Source organism: Halomonas sp. M4R1S46, assembly GCF_025725685.1.
Lineage (GTDB): Bacteria > Pseudomonadota > Gammaproteobacteria > Pseudomonadales > Halomonadaceae > Halomonas.
Genome location: NZ_CP107008.1, coordinates 3,390,434 through 3,411,765, shown reverse-complemented (window position 1 = coordinate 3,411,765; position 21,332 = coordinate 3,390,434). Strand labels below are relative to the sequence as shown.

General features: G+C 67.5%; 14 protein-coding genes. 12 read left to right on the top strand and 2 right to left on the bottom strand.

Translation table 11 applies throughout. The features are described 5' to 3' along the window. Positions 1–21: 21 nt before the first annotated feature. The 11 genes from OCT48_RS15805 (at position 22) to OCT48_RS15755 (ending at position 16,616) form a co-directional block, all read left to right on the top strand. Positions 22–1,404 (top strand): glutamine synthetase family protein, encoded by a 1,383-nt coding sequence (locus OCT48_RS15805; protein WP_263590087.1) that lies wholly within the window; start codon positions 22–24, stop codon positions 1,402–1,404. A gap of 283 nt (positions 1,405–1,687) precedes the next feature. Next, positions 1,688–3,073 (top strand): aldehyde dehydrogenase family protein, encoded by a 1,386-nt coding sequence (locus OCT48_RS15800; RefSeq protein WP_263590086.1) that lies wholly within the window; start codon positions 1,688–1,690, stop codon positions 3,071–3,073. A 159-nt stretch (positions 3,074–3,232) separates the two neighbouring features. Beyond that, positions 3,233–4,417: an iron-containing alcohol dehydrogenase gene (locus tag OCT48_RS15795; RefSeq protein ID WP_263590085.1), complete on the top strand. Its 1,185-nt coding sequence runs from the start codon at positions 3,233–3,235 to the stop codon at positions 4,415–4,417. 42 nt (positions 4,418–4,459) lie between these two features. After that, on the top strand, positions 4,460–5,185 hold the full coding sequence (locus OCT48_RS15790) for a glutamine amidotransferase-related protein (protein WP_263590084.1): 726 nt from the start codon (positions 4,460–4,462) through the stop codon (positions 5,183–5,185). Between the two features lie 495 nt (positions 5,186–5,680). Beyond that, positions 5,681–7,069 (top strand): group II intron reverse transcriptase/maturase, encoded by a 1,389-nt coding sequence (gene ltrA, locus OCT48_RS15785; protein WP_263589980.1) that lies wholly within the window; start codon positions 5,681–5,683, stop codon positions 7,067–7,069. Positions 7,070–7,451: 382 nt separating this feature from the next. Further along, positions 7,452–7,970, top strand: a complete 519-nt coding sequence (locus OCT48_RS15780) for an Hcp family type VI secretion system effector (protein ID WP_126483821.1) — start codon at positions 7,452–7,454, stop codon at positions 7,968–7,970. A gap of 239 nt (positions 7,971–8,209) precedes the next feature. After that, positions 8,210–10,357 carry a type VI secretion system Vgr family protein gene (locus OCT48_RS15775; RefSeq protein ID WP_263590083.1) on the top strand — a complete coding sequence of 716 codons (2,148 nt, stop codon included), beginning with the start codon at positions 8,210–8,212 and terminating at the stop codon, positions 10,355–10,357. After that, positions 10,342–11,214: a DUF4123 domain-containing protein gene (locus tag OCT48_RS15770; RefSeq protein ID WP_263590082.1), complete on the top strand. Its 873-nt coding sequence runs from the start codon at positions 10,342–10,344 to the stop codon at positions 11,212–11,214. The genes OCT48_RS15775 and OCT48_RS15770 overlap by 16 nt, the downstream gene beginning before the upstream one ends. Continuing rightward, positions 11,202–14,675, top strand: a complete 3,474-nt coding sequence (locus OCT48_RS15765; protein WP_263590081.1) for a LysM peptidoglycan-binding domain-containing protein — start codon at positions 11,202–11,204, stop codon at positions 14,673–14,675. The genes OCT48_RS15770 and OCT48_RS15765 overlap by 13 nt, the downstream gene beginning before the upstream one ends. Before the next feature lie 2 nt (positions 14,676–14,677). Next, positions 14,678–15,670, top strand: coding sequence for a tetratricopeptide repeat protein (locus OCT48_RS15760; protein ID WP_263590080.1), 993 nt, complete (start codon positions 14,678–14,680; stop codon positions 15,668–15,670). 106 nt (positions 15,671–15,776) lie between these two features. Next, on the top strand, positions 15,777–16,616 hold the full coding sequence (locus OCT48_RS15755; RefSeq protein ID WP_263590079.1) for a tetratricopeptide repeat protein: 840 nt from the start codon (positions 15,777–15,779) through the stop codon (positions 16,614–16,616). Here the strand turns inward: OCT48_RS15755 and OCT48_RS15750 are convergent. After that, positions 16,587–17,440, bottom strand: a protein-coding gene (locus OCT48_RS15750; protein ID WP_263589241.1) for an IS5 family transposase whose coding sequence is annotated in 2 segments (ribosomal slippage) — positions 16,587–17,098 and positions 17,098–17,440 — 855 coding nt in all. Because the reading frame shifts where the segments join, the coding sequence is not laid out codon by codon here. The genes OCT48_RS15755 and OCT48_RS15750 overlap by 30 nt on opposite strands. Positions 17,441–17,879: 439 nt before the next feature. Here OCT48_RS15750 and OCT48_RS15745 point away from each other — a divergent pair. Next, complete coding sequence (locus OCT48_RS15745; RefSeq protein ID WP_263590078.1) at positions 17,880–19,070, top strand: cation:proton antiporter; 1,191 nt, start codon at positions 17,880–17,882, stop codon at positions 19,068–19,070. Between the two features lie 4 nt (positions 19,071–19,074). Here OCT48_RS15745 and OCT48_RS15740 read toward each other — a convergent pair whose 3' ends face one another. Beyond that, positions 19,075–21,255 (bottom strand): heavy metal translocating P-type ATPase, encoded by a 2,181-nt coding sequence (locus OCT48_RS15740; protein WP_263590077.1) that lies wholly within the window; start codon positions 21,253–21,255, stop codon positions 19,075–19,077. Positions 21,256–21,332 lie beyond the last annotated feature (77 nt).

Below are 21,332 nucleotides of genomic sequence, written 5' to 3'. Positions count from 1 at the left end.
AGAGCCAACGAGGAGCCCACGATGAGTGGAATGCAGGCGAGAGACATCAAGACCGCGGAGGACGCCCGGCGAATCGTCGAGGAACGCGGCCTGAGCCACGTCAAGGTGGGCATGTTCGACATCGACGGCGTGATGCTCGGCAAGTACATGCAGGCCAGGAAGTTCGTCTCGGCCCTCGAGGACGGTTTCGCCTTCTGCGACGTGGTGCTGGGCTGGGACAGCAAGGACGAACTCTACGACAACGTCGCGTTCACCGGCTGGCATACCGGCTATCCCGACGCCCCGCTGCAGATCATCCCGGAGAGTTGCCGCGAGCTGCCCAGTGAAGGCGGCGGCATGCTGCTGTTCCTGGCCGACTTCGCCGGCCCCGCCGCCGACATCTGCCCCCGGGGGCTGCTCAAGCGCGTGCTTGAGCGGGGCCGCGAGATGGGCTACGACGCCTTCGGCTCCCTGGAGTACGAGTTCTTCCTGTTCCAGGAGACCCCCGAGTCGGTGCGCGAGAAGGGCTTTCGCAACCTGAGGCCGCTGACCCCGGACATGATGGGCTACTCGATGCTCAGGAGCTCGGTGCACAGCGAGCTCTACCACGAGCTGCTGGCGCTGTCCGAGACCATGGACTTCCCCATCGAGGGCCTGCACACCGAGACCGGCCCCGGCGTGCTCGAGGCGGCCATCGCCGTGGACGACGCCCTGGCCGCCGGCGACAAGGGCGCGCTGTTCAAGACCTTCACCAAGGTCTGGGCCCAGCGCCGCGGCCTGATGGCCACCTTCATGGCCAAGTGGTCGCCGGACTACCCGGGCCAGAGCGGCCATATCCACCTCTCGCTGCGCGAGCGCGACTCGGGCCGCTCGGCCTTCTTCGATGCCGACAAGCCCTACCGGATGAGCGACATCCAGCGCCACTTCGTGGCCGGCCAGCAGCAGCTGATGCCGGAGTTCCTCGCCCTGTTCGCGCCCACCATCAACAGCTACACGCGGCTGATCCCCGGCTTCTGGGCGCCCACCGAGGCCACCTGGGGCGTGGAGAATCGCACCACGGCGCTGCGGGTGATCCCCGGCGGCGACGCGTCCCAGCGGGTCGAGTACCGCCTGGGCAGCGCCGACGCCAACCCCTACCTGGCGCTGGCCGCGGCCATCGGCGCCGGCCTGTACGGCATCGAGCACCGCCTGGAGCCCGACGAGCCGGTCAAGGGCAATGCCTACGAACTGGACCATCCCGACCACCAGGCGCTACCCGCCACCCTCTGGGAGGCCGCCCAGCGGCTCAAGGCCTCCGAGGCGGCCAGGGCACTGTTCGGGGATGCCTTCGTCGAGCACTTCGCCGCCACCCGCGAATGGGAGGAGCGGCAGTTCCGCAAGCACATCACGGACTGGGAGCTGGATCGCTACTTCGAAATTATCTGAGCGCCGAGCGGCGCCGGGGATAGGTCGTAGCGGGGGGCTTCTTCCAGGGGTGAGGCGGAAGGAGAAGAACATTCTGTGAATGTTCTTCCCGCCGAACGGATTGGCCATGGATGGCCAACCCCGGCCCTGCAAGCGGAGCAGGAGGCGAGAGCGCCGCAGGGAAGAAGTAGCGTCCAAGGAGGGATTCACAGCGCCCCCGCGGAGACCTGTCGCCGGGTCAGCCGCGGTGACTCACCCGTGCGACCCACGATTCTTGGCAGTGACACAAGAGGACCGACAAGGTATGGCAATACAACAGACGATTTCCCCGGTGGACGGCTCGGTCTATGTCGAGCGCGAGCTGGCCGACCCGGCTCGGGTGGAGGCGACCCTGGAGCGGGCGGTGGCCGCCCAGCGCGCCTGGCGCGAGACGCCGCTGAGTGAGCGCGGCCGTTACTGCTCGGCGATGGTCGATGCCATCGTCGCCCGGCGCGACGCCCTGGCCGAGGAGCTGACCTGGCAGATGGGCCGGCCGATCGCCGCCGGCGGCGGCGAGATCGGCGGCTTCGAGGAACGCGCCCGCGGCATGATCGGCCTGGCCGAGGGCGCCCTGGCCCCCGTCGCGCTGCCCGACAAGCCCGGTTTCACCCGCTACATCACCCGCGAGCCCCTGGGCGTGTCCTTCATCGTCGCGCCCTGGAACTTCCCCTTCATGACCGCCGTGAACGCCATCGTGCCGGCGCTGATGGCCGGCAATGCGGTGATCCTCAAGCACTCGGCCCAGACCCCGCTGTGCGCGGAGCGCCTCCAGGAGGCCTTCGATGCGGCCGGCCTGCCCGCGGGCGTGTTCCAGCACCTGCACCTGTCCCATGCGGCCACCGAGGCGCTGATCCGCGACCCGCGCATCGACCACGTCTCCTTCACCGGCTCGGTGGGCGGCGGCGCCATGGTCGAGCGCAACGCCGCCGGGCGCTTCATCGCCACCGGCCTGGAACTGGGCGGCAAGGATCCGGCCTATGTGCGTGCCGACGTCGACCTGGACGCCGCCGTGCCCGGGGTCATGGACGGGGCCTTCTTCAACTCGGGGCAGAGCTGCTGCGGGATCGAGCGGATCTACGTGCATCGCGAGATCTTCGACGACTTCATCGAACGCGCGGTGGCCTGGGTTCGCCAGCTGCGCCTGGGCAACCCCACCGACCCGGCGACGACCCTGGGCCCGGTGGTCAAGCCGGCCGCCGCGGACTTCGTGCGCGGCCAGGTCGAGGAGGCCGTGGCCGCCGGCGCCAGGGCCTGGATCGACCCCGGCGACTTCCCGCTGTCGCGGCCGGGCAGCGCCTACCTGGCGCCCCAGCTGCTGACCGGAGTGGATCACTCCATGCGGGTGATGCGCGAGGAGAGCTTCGGCCCGGTGGTGGGCATCATGCCGGTGGACTCCGACGACGAGGCCGTGACCCTGATGAACGACAGCGACTTCGGCCTGACCGCGGCGGTCTTCACCCGCGACATCGCCACCGGCGAGGCGCTGGCGCGGCGTCTCGAGGCGGGCACCGTCTTCACCAACCGCTGCGACTACCTGGACCCCGAGCTGGCCTGGACCGGCGTCAAGCAGTCCGGGCGCGGCTGCTCGCTGTCGCGGCTGGGCTACGAGACCCTGACCCGGCCCAAGTCCTTCCATCTGAAGCATGCATAAATCGCTTGAAGCTGGAAGAGCGCCGCTTCGCGGCTGGAAGCTGGAAGAAAACCCGACCCGGCTCCGCCGGGAGCTGTAAGCCTTAAGCTTGAAGCTGGAAGAAAAACCTTGACGCAGGGGTTGGTGGCAAGCTTCCAGCTCGGATGAAACGAGGTCATCATGAGCCAAGACGATATGAGTCGATTCACCACGGGCTGGAACTATCCGGCCCAGATTCTCACCGGCGTGGGCCGCGCTCGGGAGCTGCCGGCGGCCTGCCGGGCGCTGGGCATGCGCGCGCCGCTGCTGATCACCGACCCGGGCCTGGCCGGCCTGCCGATGGTCCAGGCTCTGGTGGACGCCTGCGCCGAGGCCGGCCTGGCGATCGCCGTGTTCAGCGGGATCAAGGGCAACCCCACCGGGCGCAACGTCGCCGACGGGGTATCGGCCTTCCGCGAGGGCGACCACGACGGGGTGATCGCCCTCGGCGGCGGCTCGGGGCTGGACGCCGCCAAGGCGGTGGCGTTGATGGCCCGCCAGCGCGACGACCTCTCGCTGTGGTCCCTGGAGGACGTCGGCGACAACTGGCGCCATGCCGACGGCGACGCCGTGGCCCCGGTGGTGGCGGTGCCCACCACCGCCGGCACCGGCTCGGAGGTAGGCCGCGCCTCGGTGATCACCGACGAGGAGGCCCACGTCAAGCGCATCATCTTCCATCCGGCCATGGTGCCGGCGACGGTGATCCTCGACCCCGAGCTGACCACCGGCCTGCCGCCGGCCATCACCGCGGCGACCGGCATGGACGCGCTGTCGCACTGCATGGAGGCCTGGTGCTCGCCCAACTACCATCCCATGGCCGAGGGGATCGCCGTGGAGGGCATGCGGCGCATCCGCGATCACCTGCCCCAGGCCTATCGGGACGGCGGCGACCTCCAGGCGCGCATGAACATGCTGGTGGCCTCGATGATGGGGGCCACGGCCTTCCAGCGCGGCCTCGGCGGCATGCATGCCCTCGCGCACCCCCTGGGCGCCCTCTACGACGCCCACCACGGCACCCTCAACGCGGTGCTGATGCCCTATGTGCTGCGGGCCAACGAGCGAGCCATCGGCGAGCCCATGGTGCGCCTGGGGCGCTATCTCGATCTTCGCCAGCCGGGCACGGTAGCGGTCATCGACTGGGTGCTCGAGCTACGCGAGCGGCTGGGCATCCCGCATACCCTCGCCGCCCTGGACATCGACGCCGCCCAGGCCGAGCGGGTGGGGGAGATGGCCCTCGCCGACCCGTCCTCGGGCTCCAATCCGATCGCCTTCGGGGCCGGCGAGTACCGGGACATCTTCGTGCGGGCCGTCGAGGGCCGCCTCTAGGCCGCGGCTTCGGGCGGCTAAGACAGACAGGGAGACAGGCCGATGCGCATCGGACTGCTGCAATGCGATGACGTGGCGCCAGAGTTGCGCGACCGGCATGGCAATTACCCGGCCATGTTCGAGCGGTTGTTCACTGCGGTGGACCCGACCGTCGAGTTCCGCGTCTGGCGCTGCCTGGATGGCGAGCTCCCCGATGACCCGGACGCCGTGGATGCCTGGCTGACCACCGGCTCCAGGTTCGGGGTCAACGACGGCCTGGCCTGGGTCGAGGACCTGTGCGGCTTCGTGCGCCGGCGCTGGGCGGCCGACCAGCCACTGGTGGGCATCTGCTTCGGCCACCAGCTGATCACCAAGGCCCTGGGCGGCCGGGTCGTGAAGAGCGAGCGGGGCTGGGGCGTGGGCATGTCCTTCAACCGGGTGAGCGGCCGCGCCGCGTGGATGGAGCCCTGGCAGGAGGGCCTGGACCTGGTGGTCAGCCACCAGGACCAGGTGGTGGCGCCGCCCCCCGACGCCCGGGTGCTGGCCGGCAGCGACTTCTGCCCGATCTACCTGATGCAGGTGGGCGGCCACTTCCTCGGCGTCCAGGGCCACCCGGAGTTCGCCAAGCCCTACTCGGCGGACCTGATGGCCCTGCGTCGCGACCAGGTCGGCAGCCAGCGGGTCCGGGAGGGCCTGGCCTCGCTGCATGCCCCGGTGGACGATGCGCTGATGGCGCGCTGGATCCTCGAGTTCATGCGTCAGGCTCAGGACGCCAGGGTCCGTTCTTGATCCAGGGCGGTCTTGGAGCGCTGGCTTTTGATGTGCGCCAGGCATGGCGCGCAGCGCCTGACTGGCGCTGTTCCCGAGGGTGGTGCCTCGGGATGACTTGGGGGTGAAAGTCCCCTGCACGCCCGGCAAGGGGAAGTGCTAGCCGACGGCAAGGGTGTCTCCCGCGAGGGGGAATCTGAAGGCAGCTCGAGGCAAAACGCTGGCCTGACGAACAGGAAGCGGATATGAGGCGTCATGGCGGGGTGAGATGGCATCAATCATCAAAGCCCAGTACTTGCACGGAACGCCATGACGTAAATCCGACAGGCATAAGCGGGAAGGTCGCGCGTCTTACCCTGGGAGGTCTGGTGGTCTGCCACGGTGCTACCGGCGTCGAGAGGCGGCGGGATGGGCCACCAGACGTCAGCAGAGGCCATAGTAAGTGCCGGTTCACCGCGGCACCAAGGGCCGAACATGAAGAACCGCGAGTAGGCGATGACGTCTCGAGGATCGATCATGAAGACAGAAAGCGGCGCTGATACCGCCACCCACCCAGAGGGGCAGGGGCAGCACCCCGAGTCTCGGCCGGTGGGCGTCGAGACGGTCCCGGCGTCGTCATCGTGGACGAAAGCGGAGCCCGCCCCGCTCATGGAGGCCGTGGTAGAGAAGGCTAACATGGCGCGGGCTTACCGGAGGGTGGTCGCCAACAAAGGCGCGCCGGGTGCCGATGGCATGACGGTGGAGCAGTTGGCTGACCACCTGAAACAGCACTGGCCGACGCTGCGCGAGCGGCTGCTGGCCGGTGAGTACCACCCCAGCCCAGTCCGAGCCGTCGAGATCCCCAAGTCCAAGGGCGGGACACGACAGCTCGGCATCCCCACGGTCACCGACCGGCTGATCCAGCAGGCGCTGCTGCAGGTGCTGACGCCGCTCTTCGATCCGAGCTTCTCCGCATCGAGCTACGGCTACCGCCCCAAACGCAGCGCCCAGCAGGCTGTCGCGGCGATGAAGACCCATGTCACGGCCGGCCACCGCTGGGTGGTCGACCTCGACCTGGAAGCCTTCTTCGACCGAGTGAACCACGACCTGCTGATGGCGCGGGTCGCGCGCCGCGTCCGCGACAAGCGGGTGTTGCGCCTGATCCGTCGTTATCTGGAAGCCGGTCTGTTCCAGGACTGCCAGGCCGCGTCACGCCGGCAGGGAACGCCCCAGGGCGGACCGCTCAGCCCGCTGCTGGCCAACATCCTGCTGGATGACGTGGACAAGGAACTGGAGCGCCGCGGTCACCGCTTCTGCCGCTACGCCGACGATATGCAGGTGTATGTCAGGAGTCGGCGAGCGGGCGAGCGCGTCATGGCCAGCCTGAGTGATTTTCTCGAGAGCTCGCTCAGGCTGACGGTCAATCGTGACAAGAGTGCGGTGGAGCGGCCTTGGAACCGGGGGTATCTGGGCTACACGCTGACCCGGCACAAGCTGCCGAAGCTGACGCTGGCCAAGGCCAGCCTGCCACGCTTGATGCAGCGTGTCCGCGAGATCCTCAAGCGTGGCAGGGGACGCCATATTCGGCGCGTCACGAGGGAGTTGGCCCCCGTCCTGCGGGGCTGGGCCAGTTACTTCAGTCTCGTCGATGTGAAGCGCCCGCTGGAAGCGCTGGATGGGTGGATACGCCGCCGGTTACGCGACGTGGTCTGGCGGCAATGGAAACGCCCGCGGACCCGGCGCCGTAAGCTTCTGGCACTGGGTCTGGACGACTATCGGGCGTGGAAGTCAGCCGGGAATGGGCGAGGCCCCTGGTGGAATGCCGGTGCTTCGCACATGAATCAGGCCCTGCCACGGAAGTGGTTCGATCGGCTGGGCCTGATCTCGGTACTCGATACGGTAAGAGGGCTTAGCCGTTCTTCGTGAACCGCCGTGGTACGGAACCGTATGCCCGGTGGTGTGAGAGGACGGGGGAGGCGACTCCCCTTCCTACTCGATGCCTTACCGGCCTGGCACCGGGGGTATAGGCTCATCACGCAACCAGATTGCACCATGCGGTATCAGCGACAGTGTGATGGCAGCCTATCGACGGGTCTTGGTCAAGACTCCCAGGATGATCAGGAAAAAAGTTGCCCGCTGGGCAACATCTTGCTCGATCCGGGCAGGATGTTGCCTAATCTCATTGAGCTCTTGGCGGCCTGGCTTTTCTAACTAATTGATATGGTTGGCAAGTAGGAGGAGTGGCATAGGGCCTGCTCCCTGAAGGGTGTCCATCGGACATCGTCATTCATCGTCAAGGAGCAGACCCATGCCCACGCCGTGTTATATCAGCATCGAAGGCCAGACCCAGGGCAACATCACCGCCGGTGCCTTCACCCCCGAGTCCGTCGGCAACATCTACGTCGAGGGTCACGAGGACCAGATGCTGGTGCAGGAATTCAAGCACATCGTCACCGTCCCCACCGACCCGCAGTCCGGTCAGCCCTCCGGTCAGCGTGCCCACAAGCCGTTCATCTTCACCGTGGCCCTGAACAAGGCCGTGCCGCTGATGTACAACGCCCTGGCCTCCGGCGAGATGCTGCCCAACGTCGAGCTGAAGTGGTACCGCACCTCCGTGGAGGGCAAGCAGGAGCACTTCTTCACCACCACCCTGACCGACGCCACCATCGTCGACATCAACCTGCGCATGCCCCATGCCCAGGACATCAACAAGTCCGAGTTCACCCAGCTGATGGATGTCTCCCTGGCCTACCGCAAGATCGACTGGGAGCACACCGTCGCCGGCACCTCCGGTTCCGACGACTGGCGCGCGCCCATCGAGGCCTGAGGCCTCGCGTCAGCGACGGTGCCCACACCAATGCTCGCGCCGGCGGGCACCGTTGTCGCCGCCAGGGCCCCGGCCCTGGCGGCGGCAGGCGTCAGCGTTTGCCCATAGCCCTTGTCAGCGATCGCTTACGCATGCCGCCGATGCCTTGTCTCGGCGACGCGCTCGCGTAACCTACCCCTGCCGTTGGCCATCCGACGCCGGCGGACCACGGAACGGATACGGCCTCCAGGAGGGACGCCATGCCCCAGCCCAAGGGACTGCACTTCACCCTGAGCCTCGCCGGCGTCGCTCGTGAAGCGGGCGAGGCCGAGCCGGCGGTGATCGACTTCACCCTTGAGGAGGCGCTCTCGGCGCCCTTCCACCTGCGGGTGCGCTTCGCCAGCCGCGCCGCCGATCTCTCGCCGGAGGCGCTCCTCGACCGCCCGGCGAGCCTCACCGTGTGGCAGGACGGCGTCGCCCAGCGCCGGGTCCACGGCATCGTCAGCGAGTTCGGCCGCGGCGACCGCGGCCATCGCCGCAGCCATTACGTGGTGGTGATCCGCCCCTCGCTGTGGCGCCTCTCGCTGCGCCAGAACGCGCGGATCTTCCAGCGCGTCTCGCCGCTGACCATCCTCAACACCCTGTGCGAGGAGCGCGGCCTGACGGACGTGGCCTTCGCGGTGACCCGCGAGCCCGCCGAGCGCGAATACTGCGTGCAGTATCGCGAGACCGACCTCGAGTTCGTCGAACGCCTGGCCGCCGAGGAGGGGCTCTTCTACTTCCATGAATTCGAGGATGCCGACCTCGGCGCCCACCGGCTGGTGTTCGCCGACGATCCCCAGGTGCTCACCGGGCTCGGCGAGCGGACCTACCATCATCGCGCCGGGGGCACCGCGCCCCGGCGCCACCTGCGGCGGCTGACCCAGACCGCCCGGGTGCGCCCGGCCCGCGCCCAGCTCAAGGACTACAGCTTCAAGCAGCCGGCCTACGGCCAGCTCCACGATCACCAGGGGGAAGCCCTCGAGGCCCACGCCCAGCGTGGCGTCGTTGATAGAGGGTACGAGCACTACGACTACCCGGGTCGCTACAAGGCCGACGCCTCGGGCCAGGCCTTCACCCGCCACCGCCTGGAGCACCTGCGCCACGACGCCCTGACGCTCGACGGCGAGAGCGACCTGCCCGAGCTGGCCCCGGGCACGCGCTTCACCCTGGCCGACCACGACGTGGATGAGCTCAACCGCGGCTGGCAGGTCATCAAGGTGATCCACGAGGGCGAGCAGCCCCAGGCCCTGCAGGAAGATGCCGTCGGCGTGACCGCCGGGGATCGCGATGGCCAGCGCGGGCGGGCAGGCTCGGAAGCCATGACTCGCTACCACAATCGGCTCATGCTCACCCCGGACGACGCCGCCTGGCGCCCGGCGCCGCGGCCCAGGCCGCGGGTCGACGGCCCCCAGGTGGCCTTCGTGGTGGGCCCCGAGGGCGAGGAGATCCACTGCGACGCGCACGGGCGGGTGCGCTGCCAGTTCCCCTGGGACCGCTACGCCGAACCCAACGAGACGGCCAGCGCCTGGTTGCGCGTCAGCCAGGGCTGGGCCGGCGGTGGCTACGGCATGATGGCGATCCCGCGGATCGGCCACGAGGTGATCGTCTCCTTCCTGGAAGGTGACCCGGACCAACCGCTGATCACCGGGCGCACCTACCACGCGGTGAATACGCCGCCGTACCCGCTGCCCGAGCACAAGACCCGCACCGTGCTGCGCACCCAGACCCACCAGGGCGAGGGCTTCAACGAGCTGCGCTTCGAGGACCAGCACGACCAGGAACAGATCTGGTGGCATGCCCAGAAGGACCTGGAGCTGCTGACCGAGAACGACCGCACCGAGGAGATCCGTCGCGACAGCCACCTCATGGTCAAGCGCGACCGCATCAGCGAGCTCGACCGCGACGACCACCACACCGTGCACGGCGAGCGCCGCGAGAAGAGCGATGGTGCCCAGCACCTGACCATCGACGGCAGCCTGCACCTCAGCGCCGGCCAGGCCTGGCTCACCGAGAGCGGCCGCGAGCTGCACATCCAGGCCGGCCAGAAGGTGGTGCTGGAGGCCGGCAGCGAGCTGACCCTGGCCGCTGGCGGCAGCTTCCTCAAGGTCGACGGCGGCGGCATCACCATCAGTGGCCCCAGCGTGAAGGTGAACGCCGGTGGCAGCCCCGGCAGCGGCACGGGGCAGGGCGCCCAGGCGCCGCTGCGGCCGGGGCACGCCGAGCCGGAGGTGCATGAGGCGATTGCGCCCACCGCCCTGCCCCAACTGCTCGAGTACCGGCTCTCGGAAGCGGCGTTGATGCCGCTATGCGGCAAGATCAGCGAGACCCAGTGCAGCCGGGAGGATTGCCCATGCCTGAATGGCTAGCGCGACTGCCCGAGCGGGCTCGCATCAGTGGCGAGCCCGAGGCCTGGCTGTCGACCGAACGCCCCCTCGTGATGGTGCTCGACCAGCGCCGTGCCTCCGAGGCGAGCCGTGAGCTACTGGGGCGCGAGGGCGTCCACGAGCACGTGCCGCTCTTCGCCGCCACGCCGCTGGCCCCGCTGCTGGAGGCCGGCCCCTGGTGCCTGCGCCTCGAGGCCGACAGCGAGGCCTGGCGCGGCGGTGAGGCCCTGTGCCGGGAGCGTCGCCTGGGCTGGTGCTGTCAGCCGCCTTTGAATGTCGCCTTTGCCGACCTGATCGCTCACTTGCAGCGCCTGTTCGTCTGGGCGGATCCCCAGGGCGGGCAGTCGCTGGTCAACCTGCAGGACCCGGCGGCCCTGACCGCCCTGCTGGGCAGCGCCGAGCCCGTGATGCTGGCGCGAATCCTCGCGCCGCTCGGCGAGCTCGCCACACCCACGCCCCAAGGGCGCTGGCAAGCCTGGCGGGACATCGAACCAGGGGAGGCTTCGGACGCCTCGCCACGCTTGACGCTCGACATGGAAGCGGCGCTGAAGGCGGCGCCCCAGGCCTGGTTCCTGGCCGAGCGGCTCGGACTTCGCCTCGATGAGGTCGACGCCGCCTGGCTGGAGGGGCTGGCCGTGCTCAACCGGCACGGCATCACGCGGGCTCGGCATCTGGACAGCCTCCTGCCGCTCTTGCGGCAGGCGGGATGGCGCGAGCATCGCGACATTCGCGAGGCCCTCGAGTCGGCGCAGCCGGCCTGGCGGAAGGTCAAGGCCCTTCGCGAACGGATGGAGACGCTTCAGGCACAGGACAGGGACACGCTCGAATGGACTATGTGATCAAGGATGGCGATACCCTGAGTGAGCTGGCCGAGGCACGCGATGTGTCGGTCGAGGAGTTGCTGACCCTGAACCCGGACATCGGCGATCCGGACCTGATCCTGCGCGACGGGACCCTGAAACTGCCCGATGCGGCGGCCGCGGCGGCAGGGTCCAAGCCGGGCGACTGGGTCGCGGAGGAGGCTCCTGCCGAACCCACTGCACCGGCGCCCATGGTGCGTCAATTACCTCACTTCGAACCGCCGCCCCCGGCAGGTGGCGAGATTCAGTGCGCCGCCTCGCATCCCTGCCAAGACGACGTCTGGGCCGATGTCCTCTACCTGACCGGTACCGGCACCTTCTGGCTATTGACCCAGAGCGCAGCCGAGTCGCTGCATGAGGCGGCAGATGAGCTGGCCGCCTGGATCGAGGTGGAAGATCCGGAGGCGCGGCAGGTTCACTTGAACGAAGATGCCGGCCTGATGGAATGCTTTCTGCCGGCGCGCCCGGAAAACTTCCTCGACGAGGCCGAGCGGCAACAGTGCCGTGATGTGTTAAGTCGCCTGGCCGAACTGACCGGAGAGTCGGAGGGGGATGCCGCCCGCCGCGCGGCAGAGCACGAGCGCCTGACCGAGAACCCCTGGTTCTGGGTGTCACCGTTGATCGTGTCGGCGGCCTATTTTCAGGAGCGGGCTCAATACCCCGAGGAAACGCGGCTCGTCGAGGAACTCAACGCGCTCTATCGCAAGGGACGCGAGCGGGCAGAGGCGCAAGGCTATGTCATCGAGGGGAGTCGCTATTACGGGCCCTGGGAAGACGATATCACCGAGGCCCTGGAGACCTACCGCCGCTGTCGAGGGCGGGTCGTGGGCGACGCCATCTCCGTGACTCAGCCTGGCGAGCTGCTCCCGCTTCAGGAAGCCCTCAAGGAGTACCAGGCCTTCCTCGCCGACTGCGAAAGCATGTCGCCCAAGGATTCCTCCCGCTGCACCGCCATCGCAGACTATTTTTCCGATCGCGTCGAGCAGATGAGCGATGACCTCAAGGCCTATCGAGACAGCATCGTGGCGCTCGCGACGCTGGGCATCGCCACTCCCGAGTGGGCCCTGGCGGACCCGGCACTCAAGACCTCGCGAGCGGGCCTCGACCCCGGCATCGATGCCTTCAATCACTACAACCGCCTGCTCAAGGAGGCGGTGGCGATCTATGATGCCGTCGATGCCAGGCTGGAAGAGTGGACGACGGCCACCGCCGGCAACGCTGCCCTGCCGATGCACCTCTTCGCGCAGGAGCGGCGACGTTTCGAACGCTTGACCTCGCAGCTTGATGCACTCTACGACACGGCCACCCAGGCGGTGGCGGCCATGCAGCCCCAGCGTGTGCTGTTCTGGCAGGCCGATATCGAAGATCAACGCCATGCCCTGGGGTACGAGAAGCAGAGCATCGACGTGCTGGTGCGCAAGGATTTCCCGCTGCGCGAGTTCAGCTCGCCCCAGGGGGCGCGTGCGCTGAGCCATCTCAGCCTGCATCAGCTCCAGCGAGACATGAGCGAGGACGAGCGACAGGCATTGAAGCGCCAGCTCACGGCCGATGGGGCACTGCCTGCCACGCTCTGGGAGGCCCCGGAAACCGCCTTGTCGCAGTGGCTGCAACGTCAGGGCTGCGAGAAGATCGAGCGGCGGGCCGAGTGGTTCGATGAAGGCCTCGGGTTCTTCCGGCCGGAGGCGTTCTTCCAGTATCTCGACGACCAGGCGCATGAGGTGGCATCACTGCGGGACGACAGCGCCAGGTCGCAATGGGGCGAGGCTCTGCAGCGCATGCTGTTTACCGGCCCGGCCCGCGAGACGCTGCGTCTCTTCGACGCCAGTGCCCAGGCGCAGATGCTGCGCTTGGTCGGCATGCCTCATGGTGAGCTGAATCAGGCGCTGTCCCACGAGTTCGAGGAGTCACTGACGCTGTTCGAGCGGGACGCCAGCCTGGAGCTGTTCGACACCAAGCTGGAAAACAGCGTCGGCGGACAGTTGGGCGCCGAGCAGAAGCGGCAGGGAACCCTGGAAAGGCAGAACGACGGCTGGCAGGCCGGGCAGGATCATGGCGCCGGTGTGAAGGCCGGCTTCCAGTGGGAACTCAAGGGCACCTGGAGCCTCGCTCGGGGCGAAATCAGCCTGGGCACCCTGCATCTTCCGGGGGAAGATGAGGCCGCTCCCTTCGACGCGATCCTGGCCAACCGCAATGGGGAAAGGCGCAGCATGGGCTGCTACTCCATCCGCATGGAGTTGGTGGCCAAGGGCTTCGCCGGGGCCAGCGTGGCCCTTGGCGCCGAGACCGGTCTGGCGTTCAACGAGAAGGGACTGCAGTTGACTGGCGTCGAGTGGGCGCAGCGTGAGGCCGAAGGGGCGACCCTCAAGGCCTTCGCCGGCGCCACGCTGGGGTTGCAGACCCAGTGTGCAATGCGCTGGCAGCCGCCCGAGGATATCACCCGGCAGCTTCCGCAGCTGGCCGACCAGGACTGGCTCAGCCTCAAGACACAGCACCGTGACCTGGACCAGTGGCGTACCTTCGGGCAGGCCCTGCTGGGTGGGGAGGTCGGCGTGGGCATCGGGGCCGAGCTGGGATTCCGGCTGGGGCTTCGCAATGGCAGGTTCGTGGCCTATGCCAAGGCCAAGGTATTCGCCGGCGTCACGGTCGGTGGGAAGGTCGCCGTCGAACTGGACCTTCAGCAACTGGATCTCTGGCTGATGATGATCGGCCAGGCCCTGCGCGACAATGACTATGGCTTCATCGACTGGGTCGATGAGGACGCCTTCGAGAGCATCAGCCAGCTGACCTATCTGGCCACTACCACGCTGTTGGACGTGGGGCTGCTGGCCGCACGAGGCAGGGACGGCATTCGGCGGCTCTATAACCAGCTGACCCAGAGCGATCGTGCGGGGATGGTGGCTTATGTGATCGTCAGGCGTATGGGAAGCGACCGGGAGCAATTAGCTGCCTGGGTGCAGCATCTTCCCCCCGAAGCGCTGGGGCCGTTGCTGAACGTGCTGGCCACCCGGCCGGGGTTCTGGGGCTATACGGTGGGAGACGAGGACTTCAGCCGTGACGCCGCCATCGACCTGCAGCAGATCGCCATCGCCCAATGCCTGGAGTGGATCGAGCAAGGCCATCTCGATGGGCGGTATCGTCGCAGCGCCGCCCAGCGATTGTTCGAGAAGGCCGTGGCTAGGATGTCGGCCGATGGTGAATATGCCGGTGCCGAGGGCAGCGATAATGACAGCAATAATAGTGCTGCCCGTGGGCGGGCCTATTGCGAGAACCGCCATCGACTGGATCAATTTATGTCGCAATCCTTAACCAACGATGGCCAAGCTGCAGCGGCACGCAAACTATACCGTAGTATCGCTAACGATCTTGGCCACAATATTGATGCCTATTGCCAGCTGGTGACGACACCAGGCGGCACACACGTGACCTACCGGGAGTCGTAAGGATGCGCCTTGCCCACTGTTTTTTCGCCATCATATTGTTGATCCTGCCCGGCATCGCCGCCGCCCTCGAGCCCGATGTGCAGGCCGCCAAGGAGGAAGGCATGCGTCTCTATGGTCTTGGCATCTCGGCAGAGACAATTCCCTATCTAGAGCCCGCCGCCGAGGCCGGCGATGTGGAGGCCATGTACTACTTGGGAGAGGTGCATCGGCTACGTCACATGGGCCTGACTGAAGAGGCCATGGACTGGTATCTGAAGGCCGCCGAACGGGGGGATCCCTATGCCATGCTGCGCCTGTTCCGGGGCGGCGCCTGCATCGCCGGTGACGAGTGTCCTGAGGATGCCGAGGGCTGGCGGGAGAAGGCCCTGGCCGAGACCCTGCCCAAGGCCGAGGCAGGCGATACCGATGCGATGTACGCTCTCAACTACGTCTATCGCGCCCTGGACGAGGACGGCGAGGCACAGGACTGGCTGCAACGGGCTGCTGAGCAGGGCAATCCGGCGGCCCAGACCCGGCTGGGCAAGTATATCCTCGATGGCCAGGGCTGGTACTTCCTGGAGTCTCGCCGACTAGAGGCTGCTGAGGAATGGTTTCTTAAGGCCGCTGAGCAGGATTATGTGCCAGCGATGAGCAATTTATCTGACGTCTTAGAAAAGTTGGATGATCATGATCAGGCTTGGAGCTGGAAGGTTAGAGCTTCTGATAACGGTCATGTGGATGATCGTTTGACGTTAGGTTGGTGCTATCTCAATCCTGAAGAGTTGAACGGAGAAACAAGTGTTGATGTTTGCAGCAACAAGAGAGATATAGTGAAAGGCTGGGCCATATTGACGGCCATGAAAAGAGAAATAGGGCTTCGGGTTGCTGAAAGGGTCCTTGAGTGGAATGAGGACAAACTTAATGACCGACAGAGGAATGAAGCGGAAGCTCTAGCCGATGAATGGCTAAATAAGCAGCCTCCTCTATCTAACTTCCCCCCCCGTTTTGGCTTCTAGAGTGCAGCGCTCATGGCCCACTGCGCTGCTAATCACGGCATGGCTGGTATGTCCTCTGTCGGCCTCTGCCCTCGAGCCCGAGGTTCAGGCCGCCAAGGAGGAAGGCATGCGTCTCTATGGTCTTGGCATCTCGGCAGAGACAATTCCCTATCTAGAGCCCGCCGCCGAGGCCGGCGATGTGGAGGCCATGTACTACTTGGGAGAGGTGCATCGGCTACGTCATATGGGCCTGACTGAAGAGGCCATGGACTGGTATCTGAAGGCCGCCGAACGGGGGGATCCCTATGCCATGTTACGGTTATTTCAGGGCGGCGCCTGCATCGCCGGGGACGAGTGCGCGGAGGACGCCGAGGGCTGGCGAGAGAAGGCCCTGGCCGAAACCCTGCCGAAGGCCGAGGATGGCAATACCCAGGCCATGTACGCGCTCAACTACGTCTATCGCGCCCTGGACGAGGACGGCGAGGCCCGGGACTGGCTGCAACAGGCCGCCGAAGAGGGCAACCCGGCAGCCCAGACTCGCCTCGGCAAGTATATCCTCGATGGCCAGGGCTGGTACTTCCTGGAGTCTCGCCGCCTGGAGGCCGCCGAAGCGTGGTTTCGCAAGGCGGCTGAGCAGAGGTATGTGCCGGCGATGGCGCAGTTATCCAACGTTTCTGTCAGGTTGGAAGAATACGATCAAGCATGGAAATGGATGATCGAGGCTTCTCGTGGAGGACACGTTGATAAGCGCTTAGGTGAGGGATGGTGCTACCTTGAGCCTGATCGCGATGAAAAGTGCCGAGTAGAACAGGATAAGATTAAAGGCTGGGCCATACTGACGGCGATGGAGCAGGAAACTGGATTGCGGGCTGCAGAGAGAGTCCTCGAATGGAATGAGGACGAACTTAATGACCGACAGAAGCATGAAGCGGAAGCTCTAGGTTCTGTCTGGAAAGTCGGCACGTAGGCAGCGGTCTATGCACGCCAGGCATACCATGGCCCGGAAGCTGCTGGCCAACTTGTCGTAACGGGTGCAGACCCGGCGTAGTTCTTTGATCCAACCGAAGCAGCGCTCAATGATGTTTCGCTCCCGATACCGGGGCTTGTCAAAGCCCCTCGGAGCACCAGGGCGCGGTTTTCGCTTCATCTTGCGCCGGGCAATGATCGGCTTCATGCGATGCCGGTCGCAGTAGCGGCGAAGCGGGTCGCTATCGTAGCCCTTGTCCGCCACGATGAAGCGGCAACGCTTGCGAGGCCTGCCCTTGGCCCCAGGCAGATGAACGTTCTCCATGGTGGGAATGAAGTGCCGCGTATCCGAGTCCTGTCCCGGCGACAGCGTGAAGGTCAGCGGCCAACCATGCCGGTCACAGAGCATGTGGATCTTGGTCGTCAGGCCGCCTCTACTCCGTCCCAGGGCATGGTCTACGGGTTCGTGCTGTCCCCCTTTTTGCCGCCCCCAGAGGCGGCCCGGGTGGCGCGGATCGATGTCGAATCGATCATCCAGGTGTCCAGATCCATCAGGCCATCCTCTCGCAGGCGAAGTTGGAGGCGCGCCAGAATTGCCTCGAAGGTGCCATCATCGCGCCACTGACGGAAACGGTCATAGACGGTCTTCCAGGGGCCGTAGCGCTCTGGCAGGTCTCGCCACTTGGCGCCCGAGCAGAGGATCCAGAAGATGCCGTTCAACACCTGGCGGTCATCGCGACGGGGACGGCCCGTCCTCTGCGGCGGCGAGACGATGTCTTCGATGAGGGCCCAGCCGTTGTCGGAGATCTCGTAGCGTCCTGCCATGGGTCACCTATGCTGCTGAGGCATAGGTGACATTAGCAAATTCGAGTTTTCGGACAAAGCCTAGCCGATGAATGGCTAAATAAGCAGCCTCCTCTATCTAACTTCCCCCCTTTTGGCTTCTAGAGTGCAGCGATCATGGCCCGCGGCCTTGCTGATCGTGGCATGGCTGGTATGTCCTCTGTCGGCCGCCGCCCTCGAGCCCGAGGTTCAGGCCGCCAAGGAGGAAGGCATGCGTCTCTACAATATTCACCACTCGACGGCGGCCTTGCCCTATCTCGAGCAGGCTGCCGCGCGCCCCTCGAGGCAGGACAATACGCCGTGTCGGCTCTCATGCTAGCTTCGCCCTGAGATGTGGGATGCGTGCCACGCCGGAGCACGGCACGACGCCACCCTCCTATCGACCGCCATCGGCGCACCAGGACGAGTGATTGAATCGACCATGACCCGGGTGCTCAGCGACCTGCCGCCGACCTCGGCGGCCCTGATCCTGTTGGGGGTACTGCTGTCCTCGAGCATCTTCGCCGATGCCGTGGCGAGCCGGACCCGGTTGCCGAGGATCTCGCTGCTGGTGATGGTGGGCGTGGGCGTGGCGATCGTCCAGCAGCTGTGGCTGGAGGCGCCGGACGCCCGTCCCCTGGACGGGCTCGGCGAGCCCCTGGTGCAGGTGGCCCTGGTGATGGTGGCCTTCCTGCTGGGCGGCGAGCTGACCCGGGAGCGGCTGCGGTTGACCGGGCCGCTGATCCTGATCGTCTCGCTGTCGGTCATCGTGGTGGGCGCGCTCGCCGTAGGCCTTGGCCTGCTGGCGATGGGCTTTCCCCTGGTGGTGGCGGTCTCGCTGGCCGCCATCTCGGTGGCCACCGACCCCGCCGCGGTCCAGGAGACGGTGCATGCCAGCGGCGACACCCGCCTGCGGGCGCGGCTGCTGCTGGGCATCGTGGCCATCGACGATGGCTGGGGCATCGTCGTCTTCGGCCTGGCCATGGCGGCGCTGGGCTGGATGCTGAGCGGTGCCGGCGGAGGCGAGCGGGCGCTGCTCGAGGCGGCCTGGGAACTGGGCGGTGCCGTGCTGCTCGGCACCCTGATCGGCCTGCCCGCCGCCTGGTTGACCGGCCGCCTGGCCCCGGGGGAGCCGACCCAGGTCGAGGCCATTGCCCTGATCCTGCTGCTGGCCGGCGTGTCATCCTGGCTCGGCGTCTCGTCGCTGCTCGCCGCCATGGTCACCGGCGTGCTGGTGGCCAACCTGTCGCGCCATCACACCCGCTCGTTCAACGAGATCGAGCATATCGAGTGGCCCTTCCTGGTGTTCTTCTTCGTGCTGTCCGGGGCCAGCGTGGATCTCCAGCGCCTCGACGAGGCCCTCGGTCTGACCCTGGCCTATATCCTGCTGCGCCTGGTGGGGCGGCTGCTCGGCGGCCTGCTGGGCGTGCGCCTGGCCCGGGAACGCCAGGCCGACCTGCCGCGCAATATCGGCCTGGCGCTGACACCGCAGGCCGGGGTGGCCATGGGCATGGCCCTGCTGGCCGCCGAGCGTTTCCCCGAGCATGGCGCCGTCCTGCTCTCGACGGTGGTGGGCGCGACGGTGGTCTTCGAGATCCTGGGCCCGGTGCTGGTGCGTCGCGTCCTGCGTTGAGTCCTCAGCGGTGGGGAAGGCGCAACAGCCGCATGCCGTTGGCCACCACCAGCAGGCTCGCGCCCATGTCGGCGAACACCGCCATCCACAGGGTGGCCTGGCCGGTGAAGGCCAGCACCAGGAACACCGCCTTGAGGCCCAGGGCGACGACGATGTTCTGGATCAGCACCCGGCGCGTGGCCCGGGATAGGCGCAGGAAGGTCGGCAGCTTGCCCGGGTCGTCGTCCATCAGCGCCACGTCGGCGGTCTCGATGGCGGCGTCGCTGCCGGCGGCGCCCATGGCGAAGCCGATGTCGGCCCGGGCCAGCGCCGGGGCATCGTTGATGCCGTCGCCGACCATGCCGGTCACCCCGCGGCTGCCGAGGGCCTCGATGGCGGCCAGCTTGTCCTCGGGCAGCAGCCCGCCCCGGGCCTCGTCGATCCCCGCCTCGGCGGCGATGGCGGCCACCGCCGGGGCGGCGTCGCCGGAGAGCACCAGCGTCTTCACGCCCAGGTCGTGCAGGGCCTCGATGGCAGCTTTGCTGCCGGGCTTGAGGGTATCGCGCAGGGTGAACAAGGCCCGCACTCGCCGGCCATCGCCCAGTAGCACCACGCTGTCGCCTTCGCGCTGCAGGGCCTCCAGGCGAGTCTCGAGCACCGCGCTGGCCAGGCCGCGTTCGGCCATCAGTCGGCGGTTGCCCAGCCACAGGGCCTCGCCGTCGACCTCGCCCTCCACGCCCAGGCCAGGGCGCTCCCGCAAGGTCTCCACCTCCGCCTCGCCGCTGTCGGTGGCCAGCGCCTGATGCAACGCCCGGGACACGGGGTGGGTGGAGCGCCCGGCCAGGCTGGCCGCCTGCCGGGCCAGCGGAGCCCGTTCGGCGGTATCGACCGGGTACCAGTCGGCCAGCCGCGGCTCGCCGCGGGTCAGGGTGCCGGTCTTGTCCAGGGCCAGCCAGGCGAGCCTGTGGCCCTGTTCGAGGAAGCGCCCGCCCTTGATCAGGATGCCGCCCCGGGCGGCGGCCGAGAGGGCGCTGACGATGGTCACCGGGGTGGAGATCACCAGCGCGCAGGGGCAGGCGATCACCAGCAGCACCAGGGCGCGGTAGACGCCATCGAGCCAGGCACCAGGGAAGAGCAGCGGCCAGGCGACGGCGGTGAGGACGGCGAGGCCCAGCACCGCCGGGGTGTAGATCGCGGAGAAGCGGTCGATGAAGCGCTGGGTGGGGGCCCGGCTCGACTGGGCGGCCTCCACGGCATGGATGATCCGCGCCAGGGTGGTGTCGTCGGCCGGGCGGGTGGTGCGGTAGTCGAAGTCGCCGTGGCGGTTGATGGTGCCGGCATAGACGGCCTCGCCCGGGCCCTTGTCCCGGGGCATGCTCTCGCCGGTGATCGGCGACTCGTCCAGGGTGGGCTCGCCGCGGACGATCTCGCCGTCCAGGGGCAGGCGCTCGCCAGGCAGGACCCGCACCAGCTCGCCCACGGCGACCGCCGCGGCGGCGACGTCCTCCCAGCCCCCATCCGGGGTCTGGCGGCGTGCCTGGTCGGGGGCGCTGTCCAGCAACGACCGGATGGCGCCCCGGGCGCGATCCAGTGACCGCGCCTCGAGGCGTTCGGCCAGGGTGAAGAGCACCATCACCATGGCGGCCTCGGCCCAGTGGCCGATGAGCAGGGCGCCGGTCACCGCCAGGCTCATCAGCGCATTGATGTTGAGGCTGCGGTGGCGCAGCGCCACCCAGCCCTTGCGCCAGGTGGGCAGGCCGACCAGGGCAATGGCGCCGAGGGCCAGTGTGGGCGAGAGCCAGGCGCTACCCGGCCAGCCGGTCCAGCCGATCAGCTCGGCCGCCAGCGCCAGGCCGATGGCGAGCGCCATCCGGCCCCAGGGCTCGGCACGGGTCGCGGGCGGCTCGGCCGCTTCGTGCTCGGGGCGCGGGGTCATCCCCAGCTCGCGGATGCGCCGGTCGAGATCCGCCGGGTCGGCGCCGCGATGGTGGACGCTCAGCACTCGGTTCATCAGGTCGAAGTCCAGGCCGGCGACCCCGGGCGCCTCGGCCAGCGCCTTGCGCAGCAGGGCCTCCTCGGTGGGGCAGTCCATCTCCGCGATGCGCAGGCGCAGGGTGGTCGTGCCCGGCGGGGCGGCGGCGGCCCGGCGAGGCGCCTCGGCCGCTTCACCGCAGCAACCGGCATGGTGGGAATGGGCGTCGGACATCTCGGGCTCCGTCTGGGGTGTCTTGTGCGATGACACACCCTGTAGGCACTATAGGGTCAAGTCCTCAGCGGAGCCCA